The sequence below is a fragment of the Rhodanobacter sp. Root480 genome, from assembly GCF_001426645.1.
GTDB classification, from domain to species: Bacteria; Pseudomonadota; Gammaproteobacteria; order Xanthomonadales; family Rhodanobacteraceae; genus Rhodanobacter; species Rhodanobacter ginsenosidimutans.
This window is the reverse complement of the sequence record NZ_LMEX01000002.1, coordinates 796,106-822,446: the sequence shown is the minus strand read 5'-3', so window position 1 is coordinate 822,446 and position 26,341 is coordinate 796,106. Positions and strand designations below refer to the sequence as shown.

24 protein-coding genes are annotated in these 26,341 nt (G+C 64.3%); 18 read left to right on the top strand and 6 right to left on the bottom strand.

Annotated elements, in window-relative coordinates; genetic code table 11:
* Positions 1–48: 48 nt before the first annotated feature.
* The 14 genes from ASD22_RS10705 to ASD22_RS10645 all read left to right on the top strand — a co-directional run bounded on the left by ASD22_RS10705 (position 49) and on the right by ASD22_RS10645 (position 14,317).
* On the top strand, positions 49–735 hold the full coding sequence (locus ASD22_RS10705; RefSeq protein WP_056082851.1) for a DUF484 family protein: 687 nt from the start codon (positions 49–51) through the stop codon (positions 733–735).
* A 188-nt stretch (positions 736–923) separates the two neighbouring features.
* On the top strand, positions 924–1,805 hold the full coding sequence (gene xerC, locus ASD22_RS10700; protein WP_056082848.1) for a tyrosine recombinase XerC: 882 nt from the start codon (positions 924–926) through the stop codon (positions 1,803–1,805).
* Positions 1,806–2,265: 460 nt separating this feature from the next.
* A complete protein-coding gene (gene hslV, locus ASD22_RS10695; protein ID WP_056082845.1) occupies positions 2,266–2,802 on the top strand; it encodes an ATP-dependent protease subunit HslV in 537 nt (178 codons plus the stop codon).
* 122 nt (positions 2,803–2,924) lie between these two features.
* Positions 2,925–4,268, top strand: coding sequence for an ATP-dependent protease ATPase subunit HslU (hslU, locus tag ASD22_RS10690; RefSeq protein ID WP_056082840.1), 1,344 nt, complete (start codon positions 2,925–2,927; stop codon positions 4,266–4,268).
* Positions 4,269–4,295: 27 nt separating this feature from the next.
* The gene (locus ASD22_RS10685) at positions 4,296–4,931 is read left to right on the top strand and encodes a hypothetical protein (protein WP_040671089.1); all 636 of its coding nucleotides are present in this window, start codon (positions 4,296–4,298) and stop codon (positions 4,929–4,931) included.
* Positions 4,932–5,309: 378 nt separating this feature from the next.
* Complete coding sequence (locus ASD22_RS10680) at positions 5,310–5,777, top strand: hypothetical protein (RefSeq protein ID WP_082520221.1); 468 nt, start codon at positions 5,310–5,312, stop codon at positions 5,775–5,777.
* Between the two features lie 99 nt (positions 5,778–5,876).
* The gene (locus tag ASD22_RS16715) at positions 5,877–6,353 is read left to right on the top strand and encodes a hypothetical protein (RefSeq protein WP_156458990.1); all 477 of its coding nucleotides are present in this window, start codon (positions 5,877–5,879) and stop codon (positions 6,351–6,353) included.
* A gap of 167 nt (positions 6,354–6,520) precedes the next feature.
* A complete protein-coding gene (locus tag ASD22_RS10675; RefSeq protein WP_056082839.1) occupies positions 6,521–6,949 on the top strand; it encodes a hypothetical protein in 429 nt (142 codons plus the stop codon).
* Between the two features lie 686 nt (positions 6,950–7,635).
* A complete protein-coding gene (locus tag ASD22_RS10670) occupies positions 7,636–8,253 on the top strand; it encodes a phospholipase D family protein (RefSeq protein WP_056082836.1) in 618 nt (205 codons plus the stop codon).
* 120 nt (positions 8,254–8,373) lie between these two features.
* Complete coding sequence (locus tag ASD22_RS10665) at positions 8,374–8,736, top strand: HEPN domain-containing protein (protein ID WP_056082833.1); 363 nt, start codon at positions 8,374–8,376, stop codon at positions 8,734–8,736.
* A gap of 714 nt (positions 8,737–9,450) precedes the next feature.
* A complete protein-coding gene (locus tag ASD22_RS10660; RefSeq protein WP_056084194.1) occupies positions 9,451–9,801 on the top strand; it encodes a VOC family protein in 351 nt (116 codons plus the stop codon).
* 404 nt (positions 9,802–10,205) lie between these two features.
* Entirely contained in the window at positions 10,206–10,505 is a 300-nt protein-coding gene (locus tag ASD22_RS10655) for a LysM peptidoglycan-binding domain-containing protein (protein ID WP_056082830.1), read from the top strand.
* A 303-nt stretch (positions 10,506–10,808) separates the two neighbouring features.
* A complete protein-coding gene (locus ASD22_RS10650; RefSeq protein WP_056082827.1) occupies positions 10,809–13,043 on the top strand; it encodes an NADP-dependent isocitrate dehydrogenase in 2,235 nt (744 codons plus the stop codon).
* A 257-nt stretch (positions 13,044–13,300) separates the two neighbouring features.
* Entirely contained in the window at positions 13,301–14,317 is a 1,017-nt protein-coding gene (locus tag ASD22_RS10645) for a TraB/GumN family protein (RefSeq protein ID WP_056082824.1), read from the top strand.
* Between the two features lie 99 nt (positions 14,318–14,416).
* On the opposite strand, the gene ASD22_RS10640 is transcribed toward ASD22_RS10645, so the two are convergent.
* On the bottom strand, positions 14,417–15,361 hold the full coding sequence (locus ASD22_RS10640) for an aldo/keto reductase (RefSeq protein ID WP_056082821.1): 945 nt from the start codon (positions 15,359–15,361) through the stop codon (positions 14,417–14,419).
* Positions 15,362–15,560: 199 nt separating this feature from the next.
* Complete coding sequence (locus ASD22_RS10635; RefSeq protein ID WP_056082818.1) at positions 15,561–15,755, bottom strand: hypothetical protein; 195 nt, start codon at positions 15,753–15,755, stop codon at positions 15,561–15,563.
* Between the two features lie 110 nt (positions 15,756–15,865).
* Between ASD22_RS10635 and ASD22_RS10630 the strand changes: the two genes are divergently transcribed.
* A complete protein-coding gene (locus tag ASD22_RS10630; protein ID WP_056082816.1) occupies positions 15,866–16,786 on the top strand; it encodes a LysR substrate-binding domain-containing protein in 921 nt (306 codons plus the stop codon).
* Between the two features lie 60 nt (positions 16,787–16,846).
* Positions 16,847–17,959 (top strand): S-(hydroxymethyl)glutathione dehydrogenase/class III alcohol dehydrogenase, encoded by a 1,113-nt coding sequence (locus tag ASD22_RS10625; protein WP_056082813.1) that lies wholly within the window; start codon positions 16,847–16,849, stop codon positions 17,957–17,959.
* A gap of 19 nt (positions 17,960–17,978) precedes the next feature.
* Here the strand turns inward: ASD22_RS10625 and ASD22_RS10620 are convergent, their stop codons facing one another.
* The 3 genes from ASD22_RS10620 to ASD22_RS10610 all read right to left on the bottom strand — a co-directional run bounded on the left by ASD22_RS10620 (position 17,979) and on the right by ASD22_RS10610 (position 23,402).
* Positions 17,979–20,633, bottom strand: a complete 2,655-nt coding sequence (locus ASD22_RS10620; RefSeq protein ID WP_162245072.1) for an EAL domain-containing protein — start codon at positions 20,631–20,633, stop codon at positions 17,979–17,981.
* A gap of 58 nt (positions 20,634–20,691) precedes the next feature.
* A complete protein-coding gene (locus tag ASD22_RS10615) occupies positions 20,692–21,162 on the bottom strand; it encodes a prepilin-type N-terminal cleavage/methylation domain-containing protein (RefSeq protein ID WP_056082806.1) in 471 nt (156 codons plus the stop codon).
* 113 nt (positions 21,163–21,275) lie between these two features.
* Positions 21,276–23,402 carry a TonB-dependent receptor gene (locus tag ASD22_RS10610; RefSeq protein WP_082520219.1) on the bottom strand — a complete coding sequence of 709 codons (2,127 nt, stop codon included), beginning with the start codon at positions 23,400–23,402 and terminating at the stop codon, positions 21,276–21,278.
* Between the two features lie 257 nt (positions 23,403–23,659).
* Here ASD22_RS10610 and ASD22_RS10605 point away from each other — a divergent pair, with 257 nt between their 5' ends.
* Both ASD22_RS10605 and ASD22_RS10600 read left to right on the top strand, forming a co-directional pair.
* Entirely contained in the window at positions 23,660–24,559 is a 900-nt protein-coding gene (locus ASD22_RS10605) for a class I SAM-dependent methyltransferase (protein ID WP_082520266.1), read from the top strand.
* Between the two features lie 13 nt (positions 24,560–24,572).
* A complete protein-coding gene (locus tag ASD22_RS10600; RefSeq protein WP_056082804.1) occupies positions 24,573–25,109 on the top strand; it encodes a pseudouridine synthase in 537 nt (178 codons plus the stop codon).
* A 116-nt stretch (positions 25,110–25,225) separates the two neighbouring features.
* Here the strand turns inward: ASD22_RS10600 and ASD22_RS10595 are convergent, their stop codons facing one another.
* The gene (locus tag ASD22_RS10595; RefSeq protein WP_056084185.1) at positions 25,226–26,020 is read right to left on the bottom strand and encodes a TatD family hydrolase; all 795 of its coding nucleotides are present in this window, start codon (positions 26,018–26,020) and stop codon (positions 25,226–25,228) included.
* Between the last annotated feature and the right edge of the window lie 321 nt (positions 26,021–26,341).

Below are 26,341 nucleotides of genomic sequence, written 5' to 3'. Positions count from 1 at the left end.
CTGGCGGATCGTTTCTGCCGCCACCCGTAGCCCCGAGGATCACCGCGCATGACCGAAACGCTGCTCGACGACGCCACCCAGGGCCGCGTGGTCGCTGCCTACCTGAAAAGCCACCCGCAGTTCCTCAGCGACTACCCCGAACTGGCCGCGCAACTCACCATGCCGCACGAAAAAGGCGCGGTGGCGTCGCTGGCGATGTATCAATTGCAGAGCCTGCGCGACAAGAACGCGGAGCTGGAGCGGCGACTGGCCGACCTTATCGCCATCGCCGCCGACAACGAAAAGCTGATGGAGCGCGTGCATGCGCTCACCGTGGCGCTGCTGCGCGCCAACACGGTGGAAGTCACCGCGCGCAGCGTGGTGGCCAAGCTCAGTGCCGATTTCCACACCGACCAGGTGCGCCTGCTGCTGTTCGGCAACCAGCCGGAACTGCCGCGGGCGGCGTGGCTGCAGCAGATTCCCGGCGGCGCCGCCGAGCTGCCGGAGTTCGCCGATTTCCTGCAACAGCTCGAGCCCGTTTCCGGCCGTCTGTCGCCGCAGAAACTGGAGCGGCTGTTCGGCGATGACGCCGATCACGTGCATTCCGCCGCCGTGATGCGGCTGGACCACACCGGCATGCTGGCCATCGGCAGCAAGGACCCGGACCGCTTCCAGCCCGGCATGGGTACGCTGTTCCTGAAGATGATCGCCGCCACCGTCACCGCCGCCCTGGCGCGCGCACGGGACGTTGCCTGAGAGCTTGTGAAAAAGCCGCCCGCCTACTGCGACCGCCGCCGAACGCCCGTGTCGGCGGTGCGCGGCTGGCAAATCCGGGTCATTTGGTTCACCAAACTCCCCGGATTTGCCACCCCCGCACCTTGTCACGGGCGCCCGGCGACGCTCTCGCTACGGCGGTCGGATTTTTCACAACCTCTGAGCCGGCAATGAGCCCCGCCAGCCAGGTCGACGCGTGGCTGCAGCGCCTGGCCAGCGAGCGCCAGGCGTCCGCGCACACGGTCGACGCCTACCGCCGTGACCTGGCCAAGCTGTTGCGCTTCATGGAGGCGCAGGGCGTGGCCACGTTCGATGCGCTTGATCCCAACCGCATGCGCGCGTTCATTGCCACCGAACACCGCGCGGGCCTCGCTGCGAAAAGCCTGCAGCGGCTACTCTCCTCCTGCCGCAGCCTGTTCCGCCAACTGATCCGCGAAGGCGCGCTGGCGCACGACCCGATGGCCGGCGTGCGCGGCCCCAAGGTGCGCCGCAAACTGCCGCAAGTGCTGGACGTGGACGAAGCCGGCGCGCTGGTGGAAACCGACAGCGGCGGCAAGCTGGCCGTGCGCGACCGCGCCATGCTGGAGCTGTTCTATTCCAGCGGCCTGCGCTTGTCCGAACTGGTCAACCTGCGCTGGATCGACCTGGACCTCGACGGCGGCGAAGTACGCGTGTTGGGCAAGGGCAGCAAGACCCGCGTAGTGCCCGTCGGCCGCCCGGCCATCACCGCGCTGCGTGCGCTGGGCGCCGCCGAAGGCATGCCGCCGGACAGCCCTATCTTCCGCGGCCGCGGCGGCGCCCCCATCAACCCGCGCACCGTGCAGCTGCGCATGAACAAGCTGGCGCTGGGCCTGCCCAAACACGTCCACCCCCACCTGCTGCGCCACACCTTCGCCAGCCACATGCTGGAATCCTCCGGCGACCTGCGCGCCGTGCAGGAGCTGCTTGGCCACGCCGACATCGCCACCACCCAGATCTATACGCATCTGGATTTCCAGCACCTGGCGAAGGTGTACGACGCGGCGCATCCAAGGGCCAAGCGGAAGCCGTAACGCGATACGCGAAAAGCGAGCGGCAAACCGCAAACGCCGCGCCTCAACGTCACAAAAAAGCCGTAATACCCTCTCCCCTGCGGGGAGAGGGCAGGGGAGAGGGGCACACGCCGCGGGAAAGCCTCCAACGAAGCGGATCACGTCGCCGCAAAGCTCCCAACGAAGCCAGCCACGCCGCCATAAACCCTCTTCCTCCACACTCCCCCGCAAGCACCGCCCCCTCTCCTGTGTCCTCTCCCCAAATGGGGAGAGGAGATTATGGTGCCCTCGAACTTTCATGTTCGTCGTCTTCGATCAGCCCACAACCTCCTCCCGTCCTCGGCGCTGCATGCACAGGCGACAAACCCCGCGCTCTGCTCCCTCCCCTGCTCGCAGGGGAGGGCTGGGGAGGGGCCGCTCTTGATCCACCCCGCTATCGAACCCATCTCATCGGCCCAAGCCAACGACTCGCGGAGCCCCCATGGAATCGTTCCACGCCACCACCATCGTCTGCGTTCGCCGCGAAGGACGCGTCGTCATCGGCAGCGATGGCCAGGTCACACTGGGCAATACGGTGATGAAGGGCAACGCGCGCAAAGTGCGCCGGCTGGGCAAGGCGGGCGATGTGGTAGCCGGGTTCGCCGGCGCCACCGCCGACGCCTTCACCCTGTTCGAACTGTTCGAGCAAAAACTCGAGAAGCACAACAACAACCTCACCCGCGCCGCCGTGGAAATGGCCAAGGAATGGCGCACCGACCGCCGCTTCGGCAAGCTCGAGGCGATGCTGGCGGTGGCCGACAGGGAGGTGTCCCTGCTGATTTCCGGCAACGGTGATGTGGTGGAGCCCGAGCACGGCCTCATCGCCATCGGCTCCGGCGGCCCGTTCGCCCAATCAGCCGCCATGGCCCTGCTGGAAAACACCGAACTCGACGCCCGCACCATCGTCGAAAAGGCGCTGAAGATCGCCGGCGACATCTGCATCTATACCAATCACAACGTGTCGATCGAAGAACTGTAAGCCGCCTCGATCCCACACCGTCATTCCGGCGGAAGCCGGAATCCAGCGCCTTTCACGGCAACGACACTGGATCCCGGCTTTCGCCGGGACGACGGCCGAAAACTCCTCTTCCCGGTGACCTCATGTCCGAATTGACCCCCCGCGAAATCGTCAACGAACTCGACCGCTACATCATTGGCCAGCAGGACGCCAAGCGCGCCGTGGCGATTGCGCTGCGCAGCCGCTGGCGGCGCATGCAGCTCGAGCCGGACATGCGCAACGAGGTCACGCCGAAAAACATCCTGATGATTGGCCCCACCGGCGTGGGCAAGACCGAGATCGCGCGGCGCCTGGCCACGCTGGCCAACGCGCCGTTCGTGAAAGTGGAGGCCACCAAGTTCACCGAGGTCGGCTACGTGGGCAAGGATGTGGAATCGATCATCCGCGACCTGGCCGACGTGGCCTACAAGCTCACCCGCGAGCAGGCGGTCAAGCGCGTGCGCACGCAGGCCGAGGACCGCGCCGAAGACCGCATCCTCGACGCGCTGCTGCCGCGCCGCCAGGCCCAGCCTACCGACTGGAGTCATGACGCCGCCGCCGCGCCCGCGATCGACAGCGACACCCGCCAGAAACTGCGCAAGCAGTTGCGCGAAGGCGCGCTGGACGAGCGCGAGATCGAGCTGGATTTCGCCATGAACGTGGGCGTGGAAATCATGTCGCCGCCGGGCATGGAGGAGATGGGCTCGCAATTGCGCCAGATGTTCCAGAATCTGGGCGGTGCCAAGACCCAGAGCCGCAAGCTGCCCATCAAGACCGCGCGCCCGCTGCTGATCGACGAAGAGGCTGGCAAGCTGCTCAACGACGAGGAGCTGCGCGCGCAGGCGATGGAAGCGGCCGAGCAGAATGGCATCGTCTTCATCGACGAGATCGACAAGGTGGCCCAACGCGGCGACCACGGCCATGCCGGCGTCAGTCGCGAAGGCGTGCAGCGCGACCTGCTGCCGCTGGTCGAAGGCTCCACCGTGTCCACCAAGTACGGCCCGATCAAGACCGACCACATGCTGTTCATCGCCTCCGGCGCGTTCTCGCTGGCCAAGCCGTCCGACCTGATCCCCGAGCTGCAGGGCCGCCTGCCGATCCGGGTGGAACTGAACGCGCTCAGCGTGGACGACTTCAAGCGCATCCTGCGCGAGCCGCACAACGCGCTCACCAAGCAATACGTGGCGCTGCTGGGCACCGAGGGCGTGGGGCTGGAATTCACCGACTCCGGCATCGACCGGCTGGCCGAGGTGGCGTTCCAGGTCAACGAGCGCACCGAAAACATCGGCGCCCGCCGCCTGCACACCGTGATGGAGCGGCTGCTGGAGAAAATCTCCTATGAGGCCGCCGACAAGTCCGGTGAAAACTACCGCATCGACGCCGAACACGTAGACAAAAGCCTCGAAAGTCTCGCCCAGGACGAGGATCTCAGTCGCTACATCCTTTAAACAAGCCCAAGGGCCCGCTCTGTTAAAATGACCGTCATGAACAGCAACATCATTGAACTCAAGAGCACCGGCCAGCGCGCCCAGCTGCGCGAAGCGCAAGAAAAGCAGACCCTCGTGCGGCTATGGCGCGAGGAGCTGGAGCACGGCAGCTTCTGCGGTTACGTGGGCGGCGTCGGCCGCGAGTTCTTCCTGCTGTGGGTGGTCGGCGACGGCATCACCTACGACGGCATGTACATCATGCGGCACCGCGACATCTCCGAGCTGGAAGCCCCCGACAAGCACCACGCCTTCTTCGAGAAAGCCCTGGCGCTGAAACACATCCTGCCGCGCCCCCCGCGCGGCTTCCCGCTCGACAACATCCGCGACGTCGTCCAGGCCGCCGGCGCCCAGTCGCCCGTCATCGGCGTGCACGTGGACAGCGAAGACGAGGCTGAAGTCTGCTACATCGGCCGCCTCGTCGCCGTCGAGGAAGACGGCTTCACCATGCAGGAACTCAGCCCCGACGCCGAGTGGATGCGCGAGGCTTCGTTCTTTGCGTGGGATGAGGTTTCGACCATCAGCATCGAGGACGGCTACGCGATGTCGTTGCTGGCCGTGGCCGGGCCGGCTCCGGCGTTGCTGGAAGGCGAGGCGGGCGTGTCGGAGCTGCCGACGCGGCAGTAGTCGAAGCCGTCGCGTTTGGCGGCAGCGATATGACGAGTTAGCTCGCTGCAGCGACTGAGCCGTCGTCAACCTAATAAGGTGCCCGTGATCGATCCGGCGCCACTTTTATTGAGTACACACCTATTGATCGCGGCTGACACCTGCTGATCACGCGCCCCTGGGCGTGGACGTCGTTCAGCCCGAGCAACCGTTCTTGCGCGAGTGATGATATGGAGAGAGCCCGTTACATCCCTATTTTGCCGGTGTAACTCATACACCCGAAAAAGTGGCGGACAACAAGGGAAGGTATGCAACGGCTGATCGCAGAGCCTCCGCGCAACCCCATGATCTGTCGCGGAATCCCTCGCTTGTGCGGCCAGGAGCCGGACTGCATACTCGATGCAACACCTCATTTTCGGGGTCTACTTAGCGTTAGGCTCCAATCAACCTATGAAGCGGCCACCCACTGACCTGCAAGTGCTTGAAGAGATCTACCGTCGCTACTACGGTGAATTTGCCGCGTTCTCTCGGGACTCTCCGGAGCGGGATACCAAGGTCTATGTGCCAATCGACATCGCCGCGATTGCCAAGCACTTCAAGATCGACGGCGACATAATTCATGGCCGGCTTTACTACTACCTAGACCACAAGTATCGGATCATCCGTTCCGACGGTAGTGAGGTTCCATTCTTCCATTTCAAGGAAGACGCGATGCCTAGCGACCGGCATCAAGTGCAGTTTCCTATACTCGCCTCAGCAATCGCGCAACTCAGGGAGGCGCGTAACCAATTCCTGTGGGCCACATGGCTTGCAGCAGCATCCTTCGTTATTGCGGTTCTGGCGTTCATCGTTAGCGTGCGCTGCTAGCGTCGGAGCGCCTAACATCTCATTCAAGCGGACGGCTCCGCCGCCGCTTAATTCCAGCGTTAGACATCACCATGACCTCGTCATATACGGGTTGTACAAATGGATCAGTCCAAGGAACTCATCAACCTCTTGGCCAACGAAGATCTGGCTAAGTTTTTAAACATCGAGAAGCTAGTCACCTCCACGGAATTTTCGCGTATGGCTGAATATGCAGCCACCCATTCTGTGGCGCATGGCGACCATAGCTATATAGTCAAGCTTCTAAGGCCACTGACTAGCTCTCAATATTTTTATTCTGCCGTTGGCTGGTTTTGCTCAAGAGCAGCCCTTGAGTATGCGGATGTAAAGGGTGTGCCCACATTCACCAAATCAGCTTCGGCACCCAATGGCTCGTTGAAGATCCTGGATGTCATAAAGGCCAAGCCGGCCCGGCTAAAGTCTGGCACCAAGCCGGTTAGCGCATCGGCACATGCAATCGTCGAAACCAAGAAACCAAAGAAGCGCCTTAAAAAAGTGGACATGTTAGATTCGTGGGCGAGGCTACCAGGTAGCTTTGGTGGCGGGAAAAGAAGCTGAAGCAAAGTCATTCATGCACCATTTTTCCATCACTCACAATCGGCGAGCCGTCTAACATTTCGTTCGAGGCGGACGGCTGCGCCGCCGCTCAACTCCAGCGTTAGGCCGCATTGAAACGTCTGCAGCGCGCCCACAGCTGATTTATTCCACCGTAACGGACAGTCCCGATGCCGCAGCTTTTCAGGCTCCGCCCCTTAGCTCTTGCCTTGCTGCTCAGCGCCTCTACAGTCGCAGGCGCGCAAGGAAACAATTCCTATGTCGAGGGCCTAGAGGACTCTATCGCCGCGTACACGGTTTCCGACTTTGCGTCTCACGGCCCACAGCCGGACGGCTTTCGGCACGTGAAGCTGCGCTTCCGCGAAACGGATACGGGCACGCGCAGCTACTTGCTCTGCGGGCAGGTGCATATCGGCACCGGAGCAAAGGCGGAGTGGGCGGATTTCGCCACGATCAAGACGGACCCGTATGAACAATGGCTGGGTGGCCCCGCCGCGGACATGTGTGCCAAGGCCACGCCGGTAACCGGGGGTCGAGACCTCGCCCCCCTCCTTGAGCAACAACTGGGTCCCAAGGCATCTCAGCCAACAGCGCCGTAAGCTGGGGCAGCGGGGCTGCGGCCTAACAATTCGTCCAAGCCGACGCCGCTTCGCGGCGCGGCTTAACTCAGGTGTTAGGCTCAATAGATGAAAAACCTTCGCAACGTGTTTGGGCATTGGCAACCATGGCTTGGTCTCGTAGCGTGCGGTATCTGTGGCGCAGCGGGCGGGCACATCGGCAAGCTTAACGGGCATTCGGCCATTGGGGCGGCAATCGGAGGTGGCATTGGCGGGTACATTTTCCACCTCTCAACCCGTTACGGCTCGGGCAAAGCCTAACAATGCGTTCGAGGCGGACGGCTCCGCCGCCGCTCAACTTAAGCGTTAGGCCTCACCCACAGCAGGGGAACGGACAGTGAAAGGGATGACTGGCAAGGGAGATCGCTTCGTGGTGTTCAAAGACGGGAATCTTTGGCGCTGGCATCTAATCGTTTCCAACTCGCCATCTGCCGTCCCAGTTGCAACGAGCGGCAGAGGTTACGCATCAAAAAGCATGGCGCTAAAGGCGGTTCAATCAGCGCGTCTGGCGGCATCGCACGCGCCGGCTGATCCGCTCGTGGAGCCGTAGTTGCAAACCTCGCATATTCACACCTGGCCGCTCCCATGGCCTAACAGGTCAGTCAAGCGGACGCGCGAAAAGCCGCGCGCCGCTTACCTCCAGCGTTAGATGAGCTTGGAAACATTGAATGCCAATTGCCATCGTTTTGCGGACTTCCGGCATCGTGAACGCATTTCGCGACGCCATAGTTGACGCGCTCAGCTCAAGTCGAATTGATAATGCGCTGTTGTGCTCCGGTTTCTTTCAAGAGAATTTCAAGGGATCTACGTATCAAGCTAGCAATGAGCAGCAGCTTGGCACCGCTTGCGCTACCAGCGGCGTTAAGCTCACTACTGTCGGCATACACAACTACGCATGGAAGCAGTCGTACAAGAACTTCAAAGCAAACATGCTCGCCGCAGGTGCAAACATTTCCTGCTTATACAAGCCGGGCATGAGTTGGCACGCAAAGGTGTTCATCGCTTCATCGTCAGGCGTTCCATCGTTTGGCATTGTAGGTAGCTCAAACCTCACACGGAATGCGTTTTCTATCGGCGCCCAATACAACAATGAGTGTGACGTGTTTTTGTGGTCGAAGAGTTCGCCGATTGCCGGGATCGCTGAACGCTTGGCGGATCTTCTAGCCGGGCAAATCGTCATCCACGCTCCCTACTTGAGTCGCTACAATCAGGGTTTGAGTTTGCCTCTGAAGCTTGAAGCAATCAGAGATGAAGTGATGGGGCAGGGCTTGGCACCGCTCACCTAACAATTCGTTCAAGGCGGACGGCTTCGCCGCCGCTTAACTCCAGCGTTAGGCCGCAGCAACATGTACCCACCCCACGCACGCATGACATCAACGGCCTTTCTTGAGGCCTACCGGCGCTGCATGGATGAAACGATACAAAGCGGAAAAAGTGAGGCAATGTTCATTCCCGCGCTCGTTTGCGCCGCGTTCTCCGCGGAAGTCGGGCTAAAAGCGCTCTTACTTCAAGCTGGGAAGACTGCGCGCGGGCATGACTTGGTAAAGCTTTTCAATAAATTGCCGGACGAGGTCCAGATGGATATCTTTGGCCGTATGGGCATGGAGGCGCCACAATTTGCGGGCCAATTGAATCATGTACGAGAAGCCTTTAAAGATTGGCGTTATATGTATGAGTTCAACGATGAGCGTTTCATCAGCATTGCCTTTGTTGCCAATTTTGCAACAGCAGTCGCATCGGCAAATTCGCTCAACCGGGCTTCGGCCTAACAGTTCATTCGAGGCGGGCGGCTACGCCACCGCTCAATTCCAGCGTTAGGTGTCGCAATGGAAGTGCATCGCGATCTTGTAGTCACCATTGAAAGCTTTGATGGTTGGGCATGTCCCTCGGAGTTCTACCCAACGGTGTCTTCGTTGCTGGGTCCTAGTGCACGTGCCGAGTTTGCGCACGTCTGGGCTACATCTATAGACGCGGTTGGCTGGTCTACCTGCACAGACCTAGCTCACGGCTGCTCACTCGCAGATGGTCGTCTTTCAGCAAGCTATCCCTGGCTCTCAGCAGAGGCGCGGAAGCAGTTGGTCAACGGCGCTGCGTACGTCTGGCTGTAGCAGCACCTAACAATTCGTCCAAGGCGGACGGCTTCGCCGCCGCTTAACTCCAGCGTTAGGTACCAATGGAACACACATGGGCCGTTGCAAGCTACATCCTTGGCGCCTTCTGCATCTACGGCGGCATAAGCGGCTTATTGTTTAAGACAATGACGTTCGGAGTCGAAGACGGCGAGCAATCCAGTTTTAGCCTCAGTGGGCGAAGGGCTCAATTAATTGGGCTTCTTTCTCTAATTGTTGGCGGGGTTGTTCTTCTTAATTTCGTACTTGGCCTCATATGCATGGTTGCTCTATCCGTGTTGGCTTCAATCCTTAAAGATTGAGTCTGTTCGGCCAATTAGCGTTAGGGCACGCAGTCAGCACTTCTGGGAGCACATGAAAGTCAAACGAATCATTGCCAACATTCGGACGTCCGAGCCGTCTGAGGCGGATGATTTCTATCGGAACATTCTTGGCCTTGAACTTGCCATGGATCATGGCTGGATTCGCACGTATTCTGGTTCCACCAAAATGGGAGTACAAGTCAGCTTTGCCAGTCAAGGCGGCTCTGGCACTCCAGTACCTGACCTGTCCATTGAGGTAGACGATCTTGATGAGGCCTTGCGCCGAGTCCAGAAAGCCAAGATTCCCGTAGAGTACGGCCCCGCCAGTGAGCCGTGGGGCGTTCGGCGGTTCTATGTCAGGGATCCACTCGGCAAGCTCATCAACATTCTTCAGCATGTGTAGCCCGGTGCGCCCTAACAATTCGTCCAAGCCGACGGAGAGTTCCCACGCTTTAGTGGACACCCTGAACTACCACTTCAGGAGTGCTCACCATGCCCAAACCAGGTCCAGCGCCAGAATTTCACCAGCGAATGCACGCTCCGAGCTGCCGTACGCAGCTACATCGATTACTACAACAGCAAGCGCTTACACTCGGCACTTGGCTATCGCTCTCCCATCGAGTTCGAAGCCTTCGCTGCATAACCAAAGAGTGTCCACTTTTGCGAGGAACTCTCGGGCTTCGCCGCCGCTTAATTCCAGCGCGAGCGGACCACGCGGGCTTCCAGAAGGCATCTGGGATCACCACCGCCTCACGGCCGCTTGACCGCCCCAGCGCTATCACGGTGGCTTTCGCAACGGAGGCAATCATGGCCAACGACGACAAGCCGGGCATTTTCGAGTCCCGCGAGGTGGTTCGTGAGCAGGCGGCGCATATGGCGCCGGCGGACAAGGCGGATTTCAGTGGTTTGTCTGAGCATCTTGGCTCCACGGTGGATCGAACGAGCGTTCATGCCGTGGTGGAGGGCGACACGCTGTCGAGCATTGCGCAACAGGTTTATGGCGACGGGGGTGCGTGGGAGCGGATCTATGCCGCCAATCGCGACCAGCTCACCACGCCGGACAAGCTGGAGCCGGGTCAGATGTTGAAGATTCCCGCCAAGCCCTGACGCTGTGGAAATCGGCAACGGTGGTTTCCCGGGGTCTTCGCGCGAAGCGCTGATTGGGCGCCGATTGGAGTCAGCAGCACGCGCACGTATATGTCCGTGAGGTAGCGCGTTTGCGCATCGACGCGTGGCTCGAGTCGCCCACGACGGCTCCTGCCCGGAGCCGCAGTGGGCGATGCCTGTTTGTGCGCCGCCGCCCGCGCTTTCCCCTGTGGGGCTAAAACGCGACAATGGGCAGCTTTCCCGAGCGCCGCCGATCGCGCTGGCGCATCCCGAACTGTCGTCGCAGAGAGGTCAATACCGACAATGTCTTCCACGCCAAAGATCATCTACACGCTGACGGACGAGGCACCGTTCCTGGCCACGCAGTCGCTGCTGCCGATCATCGACGCTTTCACCAGCACCGCCGGCATCGCGGTGGAGACGCGCGATATCTCCCTGGCGGGACGCATCATTTCGCTGTTTCCCGAGGCGCTGAAGGAAAGCCAGCGCATCGCCGACGATCTCGGTGAGCTGGGCCAGCTGGCCAATACGCCCGAGGCGAACATCATCAAGCTGCCCAACATCAGCGCCTCGATGCCGCAGCTGAAGGCTGCCATCAAGGAATTGCAGCAGCAGGGTTACGCGCTGCCGGATTACCCGGACGAGCCGAAGGACGCGCAGGAAAAAGACGTCCGCGCGCGCTATGACAAGGTCAAGGGCAGCGCCGTGAATCCGGTGCTGCGCGAAGGCAATTCCGATCGTCGCGCGCCGCCTTCGGTGAAGAATTACGCGCGCAAGCATCCCCATCGCATGGGTGCCTGGAGCGCGGATTCGAAGACCCGCGTGGCGCACATGGACCACGGCGATTTCTACGGCACCGAGAAATCGGCGCTGATCGAGCGCGCGGGCAACGTGAGCATCGAATGGTTCGGCAAGGACGGCAGCCGCGCCGTGCTGAAGGAGAAAACCGCGCTGCTGGAAGGCGAGATCATCGATGGCGCGGTGATGAGCAAGCGCGCGCTGGCCGCTTTCATCGACGCCCAGGTGGCGGATGCCAAGGCAACGGGCGTGCTGTTTTCGCTGCACCTGAAAGCCACCATGATGAAGGTCTCCGACCCGATCATGTTCGGCGTGGCGGTCTCCGAGTTCTACCGCGATGCGCTGGCGAAACATGCCGCCGCGCTGAAGCAGATCGGCTTCAACCCCAACAACGGCATCGGCGACCTGTACGCGCGCCTCGGCAGCCTGCCGGACGATCAGCAGACGCAGATCAAGGCGGACCTGCAGGCGGAATACGCGCAGCGCCCGAGCCTGGCGATGGTCAATTCCGACAAGGGCATCACCAACCTGCACGTGCCCAGCGACGTCATCATCGACGCCTCGATGCCGGCGATGATCCGCGACTCCGGCAAGATGTGGAACGCCGAAGGCAAGCTGCAGGACACCGTGGCGGTGATCCCCGACCGCAGCTACGCCGGCGTGTACCAGGCGACCATCGAGGACTGCAAGGCGCACGGCGCGTTCGATCCGGCCACCATGGGCAGCGTGCCCAACGTGGGCCTGATGGCGCAGAAAGCCGAGGAATACGGCTCGCACGACAAGACCTTCCAGATTGCCGGCGACGGCACGGTCAAGGTGATCGACGACGCCGGCAAGGTGCTGCTGCAGCACGAGGTTGAGGCCGGTGACATCTGGCGCATGTGCCAGGCCAAGGACGCACCGATCCAGGATTGGGTGAAGCTCGCGGTGAGTCGCGCGCGGCTCTCGTCCACGCCGGCGGTGTTCTGGCTGGACCCGCAGCGCGCGCACGATGCGCAGGTGATCAAGAAGGTCGAGCGCTACCTGAAGGATCACGACACCAGCGGGCTGGATATCCGCATCATGGATCCGGTGGCCGCCACGAAATTCTCGCTGGAGCGCATCCGCAAGGGCCAGGACACCATCTCGGTCACCGGCAACGTGCTGCGCGATTACCTCACCGACCTGTTCCCGATCATGGAGCTGGGCACCAGCGCCAAGATGTTGTCGATCGTGCCGCTGATGGCCGGCGGCGGCCTGTTCGAGACCGGCGCCGGTGGCTCCGCGCCCAAGCACGTGCAGCAGTTTGTGGAGGAGAACTACCTTCGCTGGGATTCGCTGGGCGAATTCCTGGCGCTGCAGGCCTCGCTGGAGTTCGTGGGCGAGCAGACCGCCAACGCGCAGGCCAAGGTACTGGCGCAGGCACTGGACCAGGCCAACGGCAAGGTGCTGGACAACAACAGGTCGCCCGCGCGCAAGGTGGGCGAGCTGGACAATCGCGGCAGCCATTTCTACCTGGCAATGTACTGGGCGCAGGCGCTGGCCACGCAGAACGACGATGCCGCGCTGAAGGCGACGTTCGCGCCGCTGGCCAAGGCACTTGCCGACAACGAGGCGGCCATCCTGGCGGAGCTCAATGGCGCGCAGGGCAAGGCGGTGGACATCGGCGGTTATTACCACCCGGATATGGACAAGGTGGGCCGCGCGATGCGTCCCAGCGCGACGTTCAATGCGGCGTTGGCGACGCTTTCGAAGGGTTGATCGGGTAGCGCATATGGCCGTCTTTACGGCTTGTTGAAAAGAGGCGCCTTCGGGCGCCTCTTTTTTGGGGTGTGGGGTGGGTTTTCCAGAGGCAAGGGCCCTCTCCTCGGTCCTCTCCCGCAAGCGGGAGAGGAGGCCAGGAGCAAACCCCTCTCCCGCTTGCGGGAGAGGGGCGGGGGGAGAGGGCTCACGCCGCGAAAAGGCCCCCAGTCAGCCTTCCCCTGACACAATGGCGGCTTCCCTGGCTGGAGCATCCCATGCGCCTGCGCTCAGCGATTTCCCTGTTCGCCCTGATCGCCTTGATGGCAGGCGCGCCCTTGTGCGCCGCGCCACCACCGCCACCGTCATCGACCAACGTGGCCGATCTCCCCGCCGTACTGGTCACCGGCGTGCAGCCGGGGCCGGGCATGTGGCGGGTGTCGCGCGGTGATCACGAGCTGTGGATATTGGGCACGCTGTCGCCGCTGCCGCGCGGCATGACGTGGCAGTCGCGCGAGGTGGAATCGGTGATCGCCTCCGCGCAGCAGATCCTGCTGCCGCCCTCGGTGAAGATGAAGGTGGACACCGGCTGGCTGGGCAAGCTCTTTCTGCTGCCGTCGGCCTACAGCGCGCGCAAGAACGAGGACGGCAAGACCCTGCAGCAGGTATTGTCCGCGCCCACCTACGCGCGCTGGCAGGCGTTGAAGCAGACCTATCTCAGCGACAAGCGCAGCGTCGAGCGGTGGCGGCCGATCTTTGCCGCGCAAGAGTTGTACAAGGCGGCGATCAAGGCCAATGGCCTCAGCAATTCCGGTGGGGTGAAGGCCGCCGTCGATGCGTTGGCCAAGCAGCATGGCGTGGCCGAAACGGCGGTCGAGTATCCGGTGACGATCGAGCACCCGCGGGCGGCGATCAAGGCGTTCAAGCAGGCCGCACCCAACGACGTGATGTGCATGAGCCGCACGCTGGATGCGATCGAGCATGACCTGCCGTCGATGAAAGCCCGCGCCAACGCCTGGGCCACCGGCGACCTGCAGTTGCTGCGCGAACTGCCCGACAGCAACCGCCGCCAGGCCTGCATCGATGCGCTGGCGGACGCGGGTTTTGCGCGCCAGCTGGGTATCGACGACATCCCCGAGAAAGTACAAGCCATCTGGCTGGCCGCGGCGCGCAAGGCGCTGGAAACCAACCGGCAAACCTTCGCCATGCTGTCGATGGAGGAGTTGCTGAAACCCGATGGCTACCTGGCGAAGTTGCGGGCCGAGGGCTACACGGTCGAGGCGCCGGTGGAGTGAGCTCGCCCTTGTAGGAGCGACTTCAGTCGCGATGCTCTTCGCCGGGCTTCCAGAGCAAAAGCGTCGCGACTGAAGTCGCTCCTACAGGTACGGGAAGCGTCAGGCGCTGACGCGATCCAGCTCCGCAATTTCGTCCGCGCTCAGCTGCAGCTTCACGGCGCCGATCAGGTCATTCAATTGCGTCACCGTGGTGGCGCTGGCGATGGGCGCGGTGATGCTGGGGCGGGCGATCAGCCAGGCCAGCGCCACCTGGGCCACGGTGGCCTGGTGTGTCGCGGCCACCGCGTCCAGTGCGGCCAGCACCTGCAGGCCACGCGGGTTGAGGTAGCGCTTTACCGCGCTGGCGCGGGCGCTGCTCTTGGCCAGATCCGCTTCGTCGCGGTACTTGCCGCTGAGGAAGCCGCTGGCCAGCGCGTAGTAGCTGATCACGCCGATGTTCTCTGCGCGGATTAGCGGCTCCAGTTCGTTTTCGTAGCCGGTGCGCTCGAGCAGGTTGTATTCCGGTTGCAGCACTTCGTAGCGGGGCAGGTTGTGTTCGCGGGCCGCCGCCAGCGCGTCGGCGAAACGGATGGCGCTGTAGTTGGAGGCGCCGATGGCGCGCACCTTGCCTTGCTCGATCAGCCGCGCAAAGCCGCCCAGCGTGTCGGCGAGCAGCACGCTGGCATCATCCTCGTGCGCCAGGTACAGGTCGATGTAATCCGTCTGCAGGCGCTGCAGCGAGCGGTCCACCGCCTGTTGCAGGTTCACCGGCGACAGGCCCGGCTGCTCGGCCCATTTGCCGACCTTGGTGGCGATCACCACCTTGTCGCGCTTGCCGCTGCGCTTGAGCCAGCGGCCGATGATGGCCTCGGACTCGCCACCCTGGTTGCCCGGCACCCAGGCGGGGTACACGTCGGCGGTATCGATCAGGTTGCAGCCGGCGTCGACGAAGGCATCCAGCAATTCGAATGAACGCGCTTCATCGGCGCTCCAGCCGAACACATTGCCGCCGAAGGCGAGCGGGGCGATGGAAAGCGGCGAGTTGCCTAGCGGGCGTAATGACATGGAGACGTCCGAACGAAACGTGGGGAGGCCCAAGTGTGGCCATTGCGGCACCCAGTTTCAAATCGTGCCCATGATCGGGCTGGACGTTTGCGGTCATTTGCTGCGAAATCGCCGGTGTTCTGGCGGGTGTTCACACTCAGCGGGGCGCTTCGACTCTGGTCGCGGTGCGGCCGACGCTCAGGCCCGGAATGGTGGCCGCTCAGCGCGGCGCTGCAATGCGCGGCAATGCGGTCGTCACCGCGCAGCACGCCACGCCGCACTTCAGTGCGTCGGGCCTCGGCTTGTTCGTGGTGGCGGCGTCCTGATTCGTGGTCTCTTCGACGTCGGACCAGATCAGCTGGGCGTGGGTCAGGTGGCCATGCAGAAACAGCAGATCCTTCCATAACGAACTCATGACGAAGCTCCTCCGCGGGTGCGCAACGACTTGGTAGGCGTTCAAGGTACGCGCGGTAAGGGCCGCCAAAAAGCGATATATTCGCAAGCCAGGCTTGAGGGAAATTCAATATGGCGAAGCTTCCGCTGGGCTTGTTGCAACAGTTTGTGCTGGTGGCGCGATTGGGCAACCTGTCGCGCGCGGCGACGCAGGCGAACCTCACCGTGAGCGCGCTCAGCCACCAGATGAAACAGCTGGAGGAGCGGCTGGATCGACGTCTGTTCGAGCGCGGCCCGCGCGGCGTCACGTTGACGGTCGAGGGTCACGCCCTGCTGGAGGCGGTGGGCGGGCATGTCGATGGCATTGAACAGGCGCTGGCGGCATATCGCACGCGCCACCACGACGCGCTCACGCTCAGCGCCAGCCCCGGCATCATGTCGAGCTGGCTGGTGCCGCGGTTGCCGCGCCTGGTGGCGGTGCATCCGGAGCTGGAGCTCACCCTGCAGTCGGGTTCGACCCTGGTCAATTTCGCACGCGAGCCGGTCGATGCCGGTTTGCGTTATGGCCGTGGCGAGTGGCCCGGTTTGCATAGCGAGCGCCTGTTCGGCGAGTGGATCGCGCCGGTGGCCGCGCCCGAGCTGATCGCGCAGATGGGCGATGCCGATCCCGGCGACCTGTCGTGCTGGCCGCTGCTGGGTGAGCCGGCCTCGTCCCGGCGCTGGCTCGACTGGTTCGAGCATCGCGGCGGCACGCCGCCGAAGCGCTACGTAGCGCAGTTCGACAGCCTTGATGCGCTGCGCCACGCGGCGCTGGAAGGGCTGGGCGTGGCGCTGGGGCGGATGGTGACGTCGAAGTCGCTGATCGACGCGGGCCGCCTGCAGGTGCTGGGCGACAACTACCTGCCGGTGTCCGAGGCGTACTGGCTGGTGTATCCGCCGCGTTCGCTGGAGCATCGCGGCCTGCAGGCTTTCCGCGAGTGGCTGCTGGCCGAGGCGGACGATTACTGCCGGCAACTGCCGGCCACGAGCCGCTGCGGCGCGGTCGAGGATTGAAGCGGCGAGCGGGTACCATGGAGCGTTCAACGCATCCGCACCGCATCGAGGAGCCGCATCATGAAATCACGCGCCGCCGTCGCCTGGGAAGCAGGCAAGCCGCTGTCGATCGAGCAGGTCGACGTTGCCGGTCCGAAAGCCGGCGAGGTGCTGGTACGCATCGTCGCCACCGGCGTCTGCCACACCGATGCGTTCACCCTGTCCGGCGCCGATCCGGAGGGCATGTTCCCGGTGATCCTGGGCCATGAGGGCGGCGGCATCGTCGAGGAAGTGGGCGAAGGCGTCACCTCGCTGAAAGTCGGTGACCACGTGATTCCGCTGTACACGCCCGAGTGCGGCGAGTGCAAATTCTGCCGCTCGGGCAAGACCAACCTGTGCCAGAAAATCCGCGTCACCCAGGGACAGGGCCTGATGCCCGACGGCACCTCGCGCTTCTCGTTGAACGGCAAGCCGCTGCTGCATTACATGGGCACCAGCACGTTCAGCGAATACACCGTGCTGCCGGAGATCTCGCTGGCCAGGATCAACAAGGCCGCGCCGCTGGACAAGGTGTGCCTGCTCGGTTGCGGCATCACCACCGGCATCGGCGCAGTGCTGAACACGGCGAAAGTGGAGCCGGGCGCCAGCGTGGCGGTGTTCGGCATGGGCGGCATCGGCCTGTCGGTGGTGCAAGGTGCGGTGATGGCGAAAGCCGGCCGCATCGTGGTGGTCGACACCAACCCGGCCAAGTTCGAGATGGCCAAACTGCTGGGCGCCACCGACTTCATCAACCCGAAGGACTACCCCGATACGCCGATCCAGCAGGTGATCGTGGAGCTCACCGACGGCGGCGTGGATTATTCGTTCGAATGCATCGGCAACGTCAACGTGATGCGCTCCGCGCTGGAGTGCTGCCACAAGGGCTGGGGCGAGTCGATCATCATCGGCGTGGCCGGCGCGGGGCAGGAAATCAGCACGCGGCCGTTCCAGCTGGTGACCGGACGCGTGTGGCGCGGCTCGGCGTTCGGCGGGGTGAAGGGCCGCTCGCAGTTGCCCGGCTACGTCGACCGCTACATGGCGGGCGACATCAAGATCGACGAGATGATCACCGAAGTGTTGCCGCTGGACGACATCAACCGCGCATTCGACCTGATGCACGAAGGCAAGGTGATCCGGTCGGTGATCCGCTACTGACGAAAGGGCGGCTGGCTGCTCAGCGCAGCCAGCGCCCGGCGAATTCATCCGCGGGGACGGGGCGGCCGATCAGGTAACCCTGCACAAGGTCGCAACCCATCGCGACGAGAACCGACAGCTGGGCCTCGTCCTCGACGCCTTCGCCGACCACGGTGTACGACAAGGTCTTGGCCAGGGCGATGATGTGCCGGACGATTTCCTGCTGCCGCGGGTCGTCGGGAAGGCTTCGGATGAAGGCCTGGTCGAGCTTCAGCACGTCGGCCGGTATGCGGGTCAGGTAGACGAGCGACGAGTAGCCCGTGCCGAAATCGTCGAGCGCGACCCGAATGCCTTCCGCCCGAAGCGCGACCAGGGTCTGCCTTGCCTTGTCGGAGTCATTGACCGCGGTGGCTTCCAGTATCTCGATTTCCAGGCAGCTGGCGTCCAGTTGATAGCGCTCCAGGCTCGCCCGCACCACTTCCAGGATGGACGTCCGTTCGAACTGGGCGGGCGACATGTTGACCGAGACGGAAATCGAGACTTGGCCGCTGTCCTGCCACTCCCGCATCTGCGCGCAGGCGCGGTCGAGCACCCACTCGCCAAGCCACACGCCCAACCCCATTTCATCGAGCAGGTGCACGAAAACGCCGGGTGACACCAGCCCGCGCGTGGGCGAGAGCCAGCGCACCAGCGCTTCCGCACCCACGATTTCCCGCGTGCGGGCATCGACCTTTGGCTGGAAATGCAGCACGAGCTCGTCGTTCTGGACCGCCCGGCGCAGTTCCTGGGTCAGGTCGAAGCGGGCTTTCGACTGCGTGTTGAGTTCGTTCGAGTAGAACTGGAACCCGCCCCGCTGCTCGCGCTTGGCCTTGTACATGGCGGCGTCGGCCATCTGCAGCAGCTCATTGAAATGGCCGGCATGCGCGGGATAAAGCGCCACGCCCATGCTGGCCGGGGTGTTGATCCGGTACTCGTGCACGGTGATCGGTACGGACAGGTCGCTCATCAATGCCCGCAACCGTTCGTCGAGAACGGTGCGCTCCTCGCCGTTCGCGAGGCCTTGCAGCAGGAGAACGAATTCATCGCCGCCCAGCCGGGCGAGCGTGTCGTCCTGGTGCAGGCGCTTCCTGAGGTTGGTCGCGCATTGCAGCAGCAGCTCGTCACCGGCGGCGTGGCCGAGGGTGTCGTTGACCTGCTTGAAGTTGTCCAGATCGATCAGGATCAGCGCGACCGAGGTCTGCTCGCGTTGCGCGCGGTCGATGGCTTGCTCGCAGCGCTGGCGCAGCAGCACGCGGTTCGGCAGGTCGGTCAGCGAATCGTGGTGGGCCTGGTGATGAAGCTTTTCCTCCTGCGCCAGGCTGGACAGCGCGATACCCAGCCGGTCGGCCAGCGCCCGGCCGCCCTGCACGATGTCGTCGATGGGCTCGGGCCGCTTCGCATGGGCCAGCACAAGCACGTGCTCAAGCCGATCGCCGTGGCGGATCGGGAAGGCCACCAACTGCGCCGGCGGGGTGGGGCAAAGCCGATCCAGGAATTCGTTCGGCAGGCTGTCGGGCGGGAGGACGGTGGCGGGCCGGGCGGGGCTCAGCCGGGTCGTATCGATTTTCCGGGTCGACGTGCGCAGGCAGCCAGCGGTGTGCTGGGGGTCGCCGGTCAGCAGGTAATGGCCTTGCTCGCCGCTGGGTACCAGCAGGCCGGCACCGTCGCAGGGGATCGCCTTGCGGACATGCCGCAGCACGTCGCTGGCGAGTTGCTCCATGCCGGATGCGCTGATGATGGCGCGGTCGAGTTCGCTCAGCATGGCGAGCATGTGGAACCTGTATTCCAGGTTGCCCGCCATGTCGTTGAACGTCTCGCCCAGCTCGGTGAACTCGTCGTTGCCGGCCAGCGCGATGCGGGCGCCCAGGTCACCCGCCGCAAGTCGCTGGCTGGCGTCCGTGAGCAGGTCGAGCGGCTTCATCTGGCGCTGGACCTGCCTGACCGCGAGGGCGGCGGCCAGGATCAGCGCCAGCAGGAAGGTGAGCGGGAAGAAATGCCGGAAGTTGTTCAGCGTGCGCAGGGCGTCGGCGCGGGACGCGACCTGCATGATGACGAAGCCCGGGCTGTCAAACGCGGGCAGAAACTTGGGGCGCCACAGGCCCACCAGCAGATCCTCGCCGGCATGAGTCCAGCGCACGGTGCCACCCGTGCCCGTCCCCAACGCCGAATACAGCATCTGCCTGCTTGGCGGCACCAGCCCCGGGGTGCAGAAGAGCGCCACAAGGTCGGCATCGAGAACGCAGTAACGTTCGGGTGAGAAATCGTTGATCCACAACGAGGCGGCTTCGATTTCCCCGGCCAGGGCCGTGCCCGGCGAGGCGGAGGGAGCAACCAGTTCGATGGGGTTTCCGGCGGCCAGCCGCAACACCACGCCGCCATGGTCGAGCCGGGTCCGTTGCTCCGCCGTCAGCGCTGCCAGCGGCTGCATGGAGGTGCCGGTGAAACCGGATCGGGTCGCCGCTTGCGCGTTGCCGACGTCCGCGTGCGCAAGCTGCTTCAGCGCGCTGGCGTGAACGTTCAGGCTTTCGATCACGGCCATGCCGAACGACTTGCTGTCGGCGCGCAGGTGCTCGTAAGCCGAGTTCAACAGCAGCGTGCTGGCCTGATGGTAGGCATACCAGGCCACGCCGCTCATGGGGACCAGCGCGGCCAGCACGAATTGAAGGATGAGCCGCCGGCTGACCTTTCCGCGCAGGTAAGTACGCATCGCGTACCTAGAAATCCTGCGCCTTGCCGACGTAGCTGCCGTTGCCGGCGCGCACGATGTCGTCGCGGGCAAATCGCGCCATCAGCTGGGTCTGGCTGCGACCATCCGGGCCGGCGCTGTACAAGTCATAGTCGGTGTTGATCGGATTCATGTTCTTGTCCCGGCGCACCTTCCCCTTGTTCGGCGGCGGATCGATGTCGATGGGCAGGTACTGGTAGGGATTTCCCCAGGGATCGATGGCGTCCTTGATGCCGATGTCGGACAAGCTGGCGGGGTAGCTCAGGTGCTGGGCGTAGTACGCCTCGAGGCCCAGCGACGTCGTTGTCATGAACTGCACGGCCTGGCTGGTCCTCACGCGATTGATGTACCGCGAATAGGTAGGCAACGCGATGACCGTGAGCAGCGCCACCATGGCAAGCACGATCATGAGTTCGACCAGCGTAAGGCCATGGCGCCGCGTGTTCAGTGTGTTGTGCATGGCCAATGGTTGAGCCGTGTAGACAAGGAGACAGCGACGGCACGGGGGTCGGATGGACGGCAGAAGCTCCTTGTGGTTAACGGCGCCGGTTGGCCGGCCTTGAATGTCGGCGGTTACGGCTGCCAGCGCAGGTCCACGCCCAGCAGGAAGGTGCGGCCGGCGCCAGGCTCGAAATAACGGCCATTGCCATCGTTGACGATCACCGAGCCCACGTAGCGACGGTCGGCCAGGTTGTCGATGCGGGCGAAGGCGTGCGTGCGCCAGTGGCCGCCTTCGACGACGTAACCCATGCCGGCGCCGAACACGGCGTATGGCGGCGCCTGCACGGTGCCCAGGTCGTCGGTGGGCACGGCGGCCATGTAGCTGCCATCGAGATCCGCCTGCCAGCCGGTTTCGCCGCCGAAGCGCAGCGCGGCGTAACCGTTGGAGCGTGGCACGCCGGCGATCCGCGCACCCGCGTCGACGGGGGTATTCGGCGCGGTGCAGCGGCCGGCGCAGGCCAGGAACGGCGAGCGGAAGCTGGCATCCAGCCAGGTATAGGCCAGCTGCAGTTTCCAGCGCGGGGCGAGCGTCGTGGTCAGCGATGCTTCCGCCCCCTGCCGGCGGGCGCGCGGGATGTTCTGGTACGTGGTGCGACCGCCCAGGCTGGTGGCCACCGCGACCTCGTCGCGGCTGTCGGCGCGGAACAGCGCGATATCGGCTTGCGTGCCCGGCCCCGGCCGCAGCTTCAGGCCCACTTCGGCGCTGCGCGTGCGCGAGGGTTGCAGGCCGAAGTTGAGCCCGCTGCCGCCGTCGTTGCGGTAGCCCAGTTCGGAAAACGTGGGTGTTTCGAAGCCCTTGCCGTACGACGCGTACAGGTGCGCGGTGGGCGACAGGCGATACAGCACGCCGGCCACGGGCGTGGTGGCCGAATAGTCCACGCGGCCGCTGTCGTCGGGGTTGCGGGCGGTGATGTAGCGGTCGTCGGTGGCGAACTTCACTTCGCTGTGGCGCAGGCCGGCCATCACCGTCCACGCATCGGCCACGCGCCAGCTGGCCTGGGCGTACTGGTCGAAATCGTGGACGCGATCCTGCTCGTCGCGACGCAGGGCGCCGCGCACGCCCACAGTGTCGTCGACGAAGTTCTCGAAGCCGCGGCGGTGCTGGTGCTGGTTGTCGTAGCTGGCGCCCACGGTCAGCTCGAACGGCAGCCCGGCCAGCGTGCTGGCCCAGGTCCAGCGCGCGTCGCCGCCGCCATATTCGTTGCCCAGGTCGACCACGCCGCCGGCGCTCAGCGGACTGATCTGCGCCGTGGCGGGAATCGACAGGTATTGCAGCACGCTGCGCTGGCCGTAATAGCCCATCAGGCGCAGGTGGCTGGCGTTGCTGAGCTGGTCGTCGTAGATCAGGCCGGCCTGCTGCTGCGACACGCTTTTGCGCGTGTTGAACGTGGTGGCGGCCTCGTCCGCCTGGCGCGGGTTGTCGTGGAACTGCTCGGGCGTCAGGCCCAGCGGGTCCTGCGCGCCGGGCAGGTTCATCGTGTTCAGCACCACGGTGAGCTTGCGGCGGTCATCCAGTTTCCAGCCCAGCACGGCGTTGCCCGACTCGCGCTGCGCGCGGCTGTGGTCGCGGTAGCCGTCGGTACGGAAATGGCTGAAGTCGAGGTTGTAATCCAGCGCCTCCTGCACGCCGCGGGCATTGAGCGCGGCGCGCAGCATGCCGTCGCTGCCGCCGGCCAGGCCGAGGCGCACTTGCGGCGGGTCGGTGCCCTCGGCGCTGAACAACTGCACCACGCCGCCGGAAGCGTTGCCGTACAGCGCCGAGAACGGGCCGCGCAACACCTCGATGTGGTCGGCGGCATCGAGATTGAAATGCGACACCTGGCCCTGGCCGTCGGGCATGGTGGCGGGGATGCCGTCGCTGTACAGGCGCACGCCGCGGATGCCGAAGGTGGCGCGCGCGCCGAAGCCGCGGATCGAGATCTGCGTGTCCTGCGCGTAGTTCTGCCGGTCGCGCGCCAGGATGCCGGGCACGCCCTGCAGCAGCTCGGACGCGTTCACATCCAGCGAGCCGCTGGCCGGCGCGGCCACCACGTCGACCGAGGCGGCCACGTCGAACGGCGATTGCGCCGTGCGCGTGGCGGTGACGGTGATCGGCGCCACCTCGGCCCGCGGCGCGGTTTGTGGTGCGGCGGCGACGGTGGTGGCCAGTGCCCATGTGGGCAACAGCAGGCCGCGGCGAAACATTCGCTGGGTACACATGGGGGAGAGGATTCCTTCAATGCGCTTGCGGCGGTGGCAGCGCGATACGGCCATGGTAAGCGGCCGGCGCCCGCCATGCATGTAAACGGTATCGTCACGCCCGCGTACAAGAAAATGATGAACCGATTATCCTTGTCACTGGCGGGCCGGATTCATCTTCCCCCACGGGTCTCGCGCCCGGCCTGCGCGCCCGAAGTCTCCACCCATCAGCCACCGGCGGTGCATGACGCCACCGCTCCGGGATCAGGATTATGTCGATGACGCACTTGAAGAAGTTCGGCCTGCTTCTCGCCCTGTCGCTGGCGGGCAGCGGTCTGGGAGCCAGCGCGCAGGTGGTTGCGGCCGGCACGGCCGAGCCCGACCAGCCCACCGACGCACTGGTGCCGCCTACCAGCGCCAGCGACTTCACCGCCAGCCAGCTCGACGACGTGCTGGCCGGCAGCTGGCGCAGCGAGGCCAACCGCGCCCGCGATGCGTGGCGCCACCCCAAGGCCACGCTGCAGTTCTTCGGCATCCAGCCCGACCAGACGGTGATCGAGATCACCCCTGGCGGCGGCTGGTACGCCGAACTGCTGGCGCCGCTGCTGCACGACAACGGCCACTACATCGCCGCCGAGCAGGCGCCATCGACCGACAGCGAGGCACGCACCGACGACAGCAAGCTGCGGCGCAAATTCGCGGCCGATCCGGCGCACTTCGGCAACGCCGCCATCGTCAGCTTCGATCCGAAAAAGCCGGTGTTCGGTGCGCCTGCCTCGGCCGATCTGGTGCTGACCTTCCGCAACGTGCACAACTGGGTCATGGCCGACACCGCGCCGGCGATGTTCAAGGCGTTCTACGCGGTGCTGCGGCCGGGCGGCGTGCTGGGCGTGGTCGATCACCGCGCCGCTGACGGCGCCACCCTGGCGGCGGTGAAGAGCAGCGGCTACCTGCCCACCGCTGCGGTCATCAAGCTGGCCACCGACGCCGGTTTCAAGCTCGATGAGCGCAGCGAGATCAACGCCAACCCGGCCGACGACCACGGCCATCCCAAGGGCGTGTGGACGCTGCCGCCCACCCTGGCGCTGGGCGATACCGACCGGGCGAAGTACCAGGCCATCGGCGAGTCCGATCGCATGACCCTGCGTTTCGTCAAGCCGGCCGCCGCCACGCATTGAGTCGTCGCACCGCATGCTGATCGCCCTCAACAAGCCGTTCGGCGTGCTGTGCCAGTTCACCGACGACCGCGGCCGGCCCACGCTGGCCGGTTTCGTTCGCCAAACGGACGTCTATGCGGCTGGACGGCTGGATCACGACAGCGAGGGATTGCTGCTGCTCACCGACGATGGAAAGCTGGCCCACCGCCTCACCGACCCGCGCCACAAGCAGCCCAAGACCTACCTGGCCCAGGTCGATGGCGAAATCGACGACGCCGCGCTGGCGACCTTGCGCCGTGGTGTCACGCTGAAGGATGGCCCCACGTTGCCAGCGCTGGCCGAATACGCGGCCGAACCCGACTGGCTGTGGCCGCGCGATCCGCCCGTACGCTTCCGCAAGAGCATCCCCACCAGCTGGCTCAGCCTCACCCTGCGCGAAGGCCGCAACCGCCAGGTGCGGCGCATGACGGCGGCGGTGGGTTTTCCCACGTTGCGGCTGATCCGCGTGCGCATCGGCGACTACGCGCTGGAGGGTTTGGCGCCTGGCCAGACCCGCGTGCTGCAACGGTAGAACCGACTTCTGTAGGCGCGACTTTTTTGTGGGAGCGACTTCGGTCGCGATGCTCTTGTTCTGGAGCCCCAAAGAAGAAGCATCGCGACTGAAGTCGCTCCCACATCGGAGCCGCTTTACAGGCCCGCCAGCCCGAAGAACGCTTCCGCGGTGGCCGTGCTGTTCGCCGCCGTCACCTCGGCGCTCTCGCCGCGGTCGTGGGCGATCTCCTCGCAGATATGTCGCAGGTACATCGGTTCGTTGCGCCGGTGCGCGGGCGGCGGGCGCACGGTGCGCGGCAGCAGGTAAGGCGCGTCGGTTTCGATCATCAGCCGGTTGGCGGGAATTTCGCGCACCAGTTCGCGCAGATGCATGCCGCGGCGTTCGTCGCAGATCCAGCCGGTGATGCCGACGTGGCAGTCCAGCGCCAGGTAGTCGCGCAAGGCGTCGGCGGTGTCGGTGAAGCAATGCACCACGGCGGCCGGCACGCGGTCGCGGTAGCGGCGCAGCAGGGCCAGGAAATCGGCGTGGGCGTCGCGCTGGTGCAGGAACAGCGGCATGCCGCGGTCGACGGCGATCTGCAGCTGGCGTTCGAATACGCGCAGTTGCACATCGCGCGGCGAATAGTTGCGGTTGTAGTCCAGCCCGGTTTCGCCGATGGCGCGCACGATCGGGTCGAGTGACAACTCGCGCAGTCGCGCGTCAGTGGCGTCGTCGTAGTCGATGGCGTGGTGCGGATGTACGCCGGCGGTGGCGTACAGGCGACCGGGATGGGTGGTGGCCAATGCCAGCGCGTGTTCGCTGCCTTCGCGCGAGGCGCCGGTGACCACCAGTCGATTCACGCCCTGGGCGGCGGCGCGTTGCAGTACCGCGTCCATGTCGTGCTGGAACGATTCGTGGCCGAGGTTGGCGCCGATGTCGACAAGATCCATGCGATCCGCGTCCTGGCAAAACTCCCATTGTGGCGTGCCGGTGCGGCGGCGCAAGTGCAGGAAGACGTGAAAACCTGCATGCAGATTCGTCACGGTGGGCTGCGTATAAAAACCCGGTGCCGCAAGCGGTGAAGGGGGCGACAGCGTTCGCGCGGTCGTGCATCGCAAGCGGCATTCGGGGTTGCAACAGAGTGCACGAGGCGTCGTCCGACGGCTTTCGTGTCGAGCCGCATACCGTTGTCTGGGAGAGAGACATCATGCGTAGCCAGGTTTCCGTTTCCGTCGTATCGCAAACCCTTCGCCGCCGACCCATGGTGCTGC

What these genes read in the sequence shown, in the direction of transcription:
- ASD22_RS10705 (WP_056082851.1), top strand. Translation starts at nt 49, where the DNA reads ATGACCGAAACGCTGCTCGACGACGCCACCCAGGGCCGCGTGGTCGCT.
- xerC (WP_056082848.1), top strand. Translation starts at nt 924, where the DNA reads ATGAGCCCCGCCAGCCAGGTCGACGCGTGGCTGCAGCGCCTGGCCAGC.
- hslV (WP_056082845.1), top strand. Translation starts at nt 2,266, where the DNA reads ATGGAATCGTTCCACGCCACCACCATCGTCTGCGTTCGCCGCGAAGGA.
- hslU (WP_056082840.1), top strand. Translation starts at nt 2,925, where the DNA reads ATGTCCGAATTGACCCCCCGCGAAATCGTCAACGAACTCGACCGCTAC.
- ASD22_RS10685 (WP_040671089.1), top strand. Translation starts at nt 4,296, where the DNA reads ATGACCGTCATGAACAGCAACATCATTGAACTCAAGAGCACCGGCCAG.
- ASD22_RS10680 (WP_082520221.1), top strand. Translation starts at nt 5,310, where the DNA reads ATGCAACACCTCATTTTCGGGGTCTACTTAGCGTTAGGCTCCAATCAA.
- ASD22_RS16715 (WP_156458990.1), top strand. Translation starts at nt 5,877, where the DNA reads ATGGATCAGTCCAAGGAACTCATCAACCTCTTGGCCAACGAAGATCTG.
- ASD22_RS10675 (WP_056082839.1), top strand. Translation starts at nt 6,521, where the DNA reads ATGCCGCAGCTTTTCAGGCTCCGCCCCTTAGCTCTTGCCTTGCTGCTC.
- ASD22_RS10670 (WP_056082836.1), top strand. Translation starts at nt 7,636, where the DNA reads ATGCCAATTGCCATCGTTTTGCGGACTTCCGGCATCGTGAACGCATTT.
- ASD22_RS10665 (WP_056082833.1), top strand. Translation starts at nt 8,374, where the DNA reads ATGGATGAAACGATACAAAGCGGAAAAAGTGAGGCAATGTTCATTCCC.
- ASD22_RS10660 (WP_056084194.1), top strand. Translation starts at nt 9,451, where the DNA reads ATGAAAGTCAAACGAATCATTGCCAACATTCGGACGTCCGAGCCGTCT.
- ASD22_RS10655 (WP_056082830.1), top strand. Translation starts at nt 10,206, where the DNA reads ATGGCCAACGACGACAAGCCGGGCATTTTCGAGTCCCGCGAGGTGGTT.
- ASD22_RS10650 (WP_056082827.1), top strand. Translation starts at nt 10,809, where the DNA reads ATGTCTTCCACGCCAAAGATCATCTACACGCTGACGGACGAGGCACCG.
- ASD22_RS10645 (WP_056082824.1), top strand. Translation starts at nt 13,301, where the DNA reads ATGCGCCTGCGCTCAGCGATTTCCCTGTTCGCCCTGATCGCCTTGATG.
- ASD22_RS10640 (WP_056082821.1), bottom strand. Translation starts at nt 15,361, where the DNA reads ATGTCATTACGCCCGCTAGGCAACTCGCCGCTTTCCATCGCCCCGCTC.
- ASD22_RS10635 (WP_056082818.1), bottom strand. Translation starts at nt 15,755, where the DNA reads ATGAGTTCGTTATGGAAGGATCTGCTGTTTCTGCATGGCCACCTGACC.
- ASD22_RS10630 (WP_056082816.1), top strand. Translation starts at nt 15,866, where the DNA reads ATGGCGAAGCTTCCGCTGGGCTTGTTGCAACAGTTTGTGCTGGTGGCG.
- ASD22_RS10625 (WP_056082813.1), top strand. Translation starts at nt 16,847, where the DNA reads ATGAAATCACGCGCCGCCGTCGCCTGGGAAGCAGGCAAGCCGCTGTCG.
- ASD22_RS10615 (WP_056082806.1), bottom strand. Translation starts at nt 21,162, where the DNA reads ATGCACAACACACTGAACACGCGGCGCCATGGCCTTACGCTGGTCGAA.
- ASD22_RS10610 (WP_082520219.1), bottom strand. Translation starts at nt 23,402, where the DNA reads ATGTGTACCCAGCGAATGTTTCGCCGCGGCCTGCTGTTGCCCACATGG.
- ASD22_RS10605 (WP_082520266.1), top strand. Translation starts at nt 23,660, where the DNA reads ATGACGCACTTGAAGAAGTTCGGCCTGCTTCTCGCCCTGTCGCTGGCG.
- ASD22_RS10600 (WP_056082804.1), top strand. Translation starts at nt 24,573, where the DNA reads ATGCTGATCGCCCTCAACAAGCCGTTCGGCGTGCTGTGCCAGTTCACC.
- ASD22_RS10595 (WP_056084185.1), bottom strand. Translation starts at nt 26,020, where the DNA reads ATGGATCTTGTCGACATCGGCGCCAACCTCGGCCACGAATCGTTCCAG.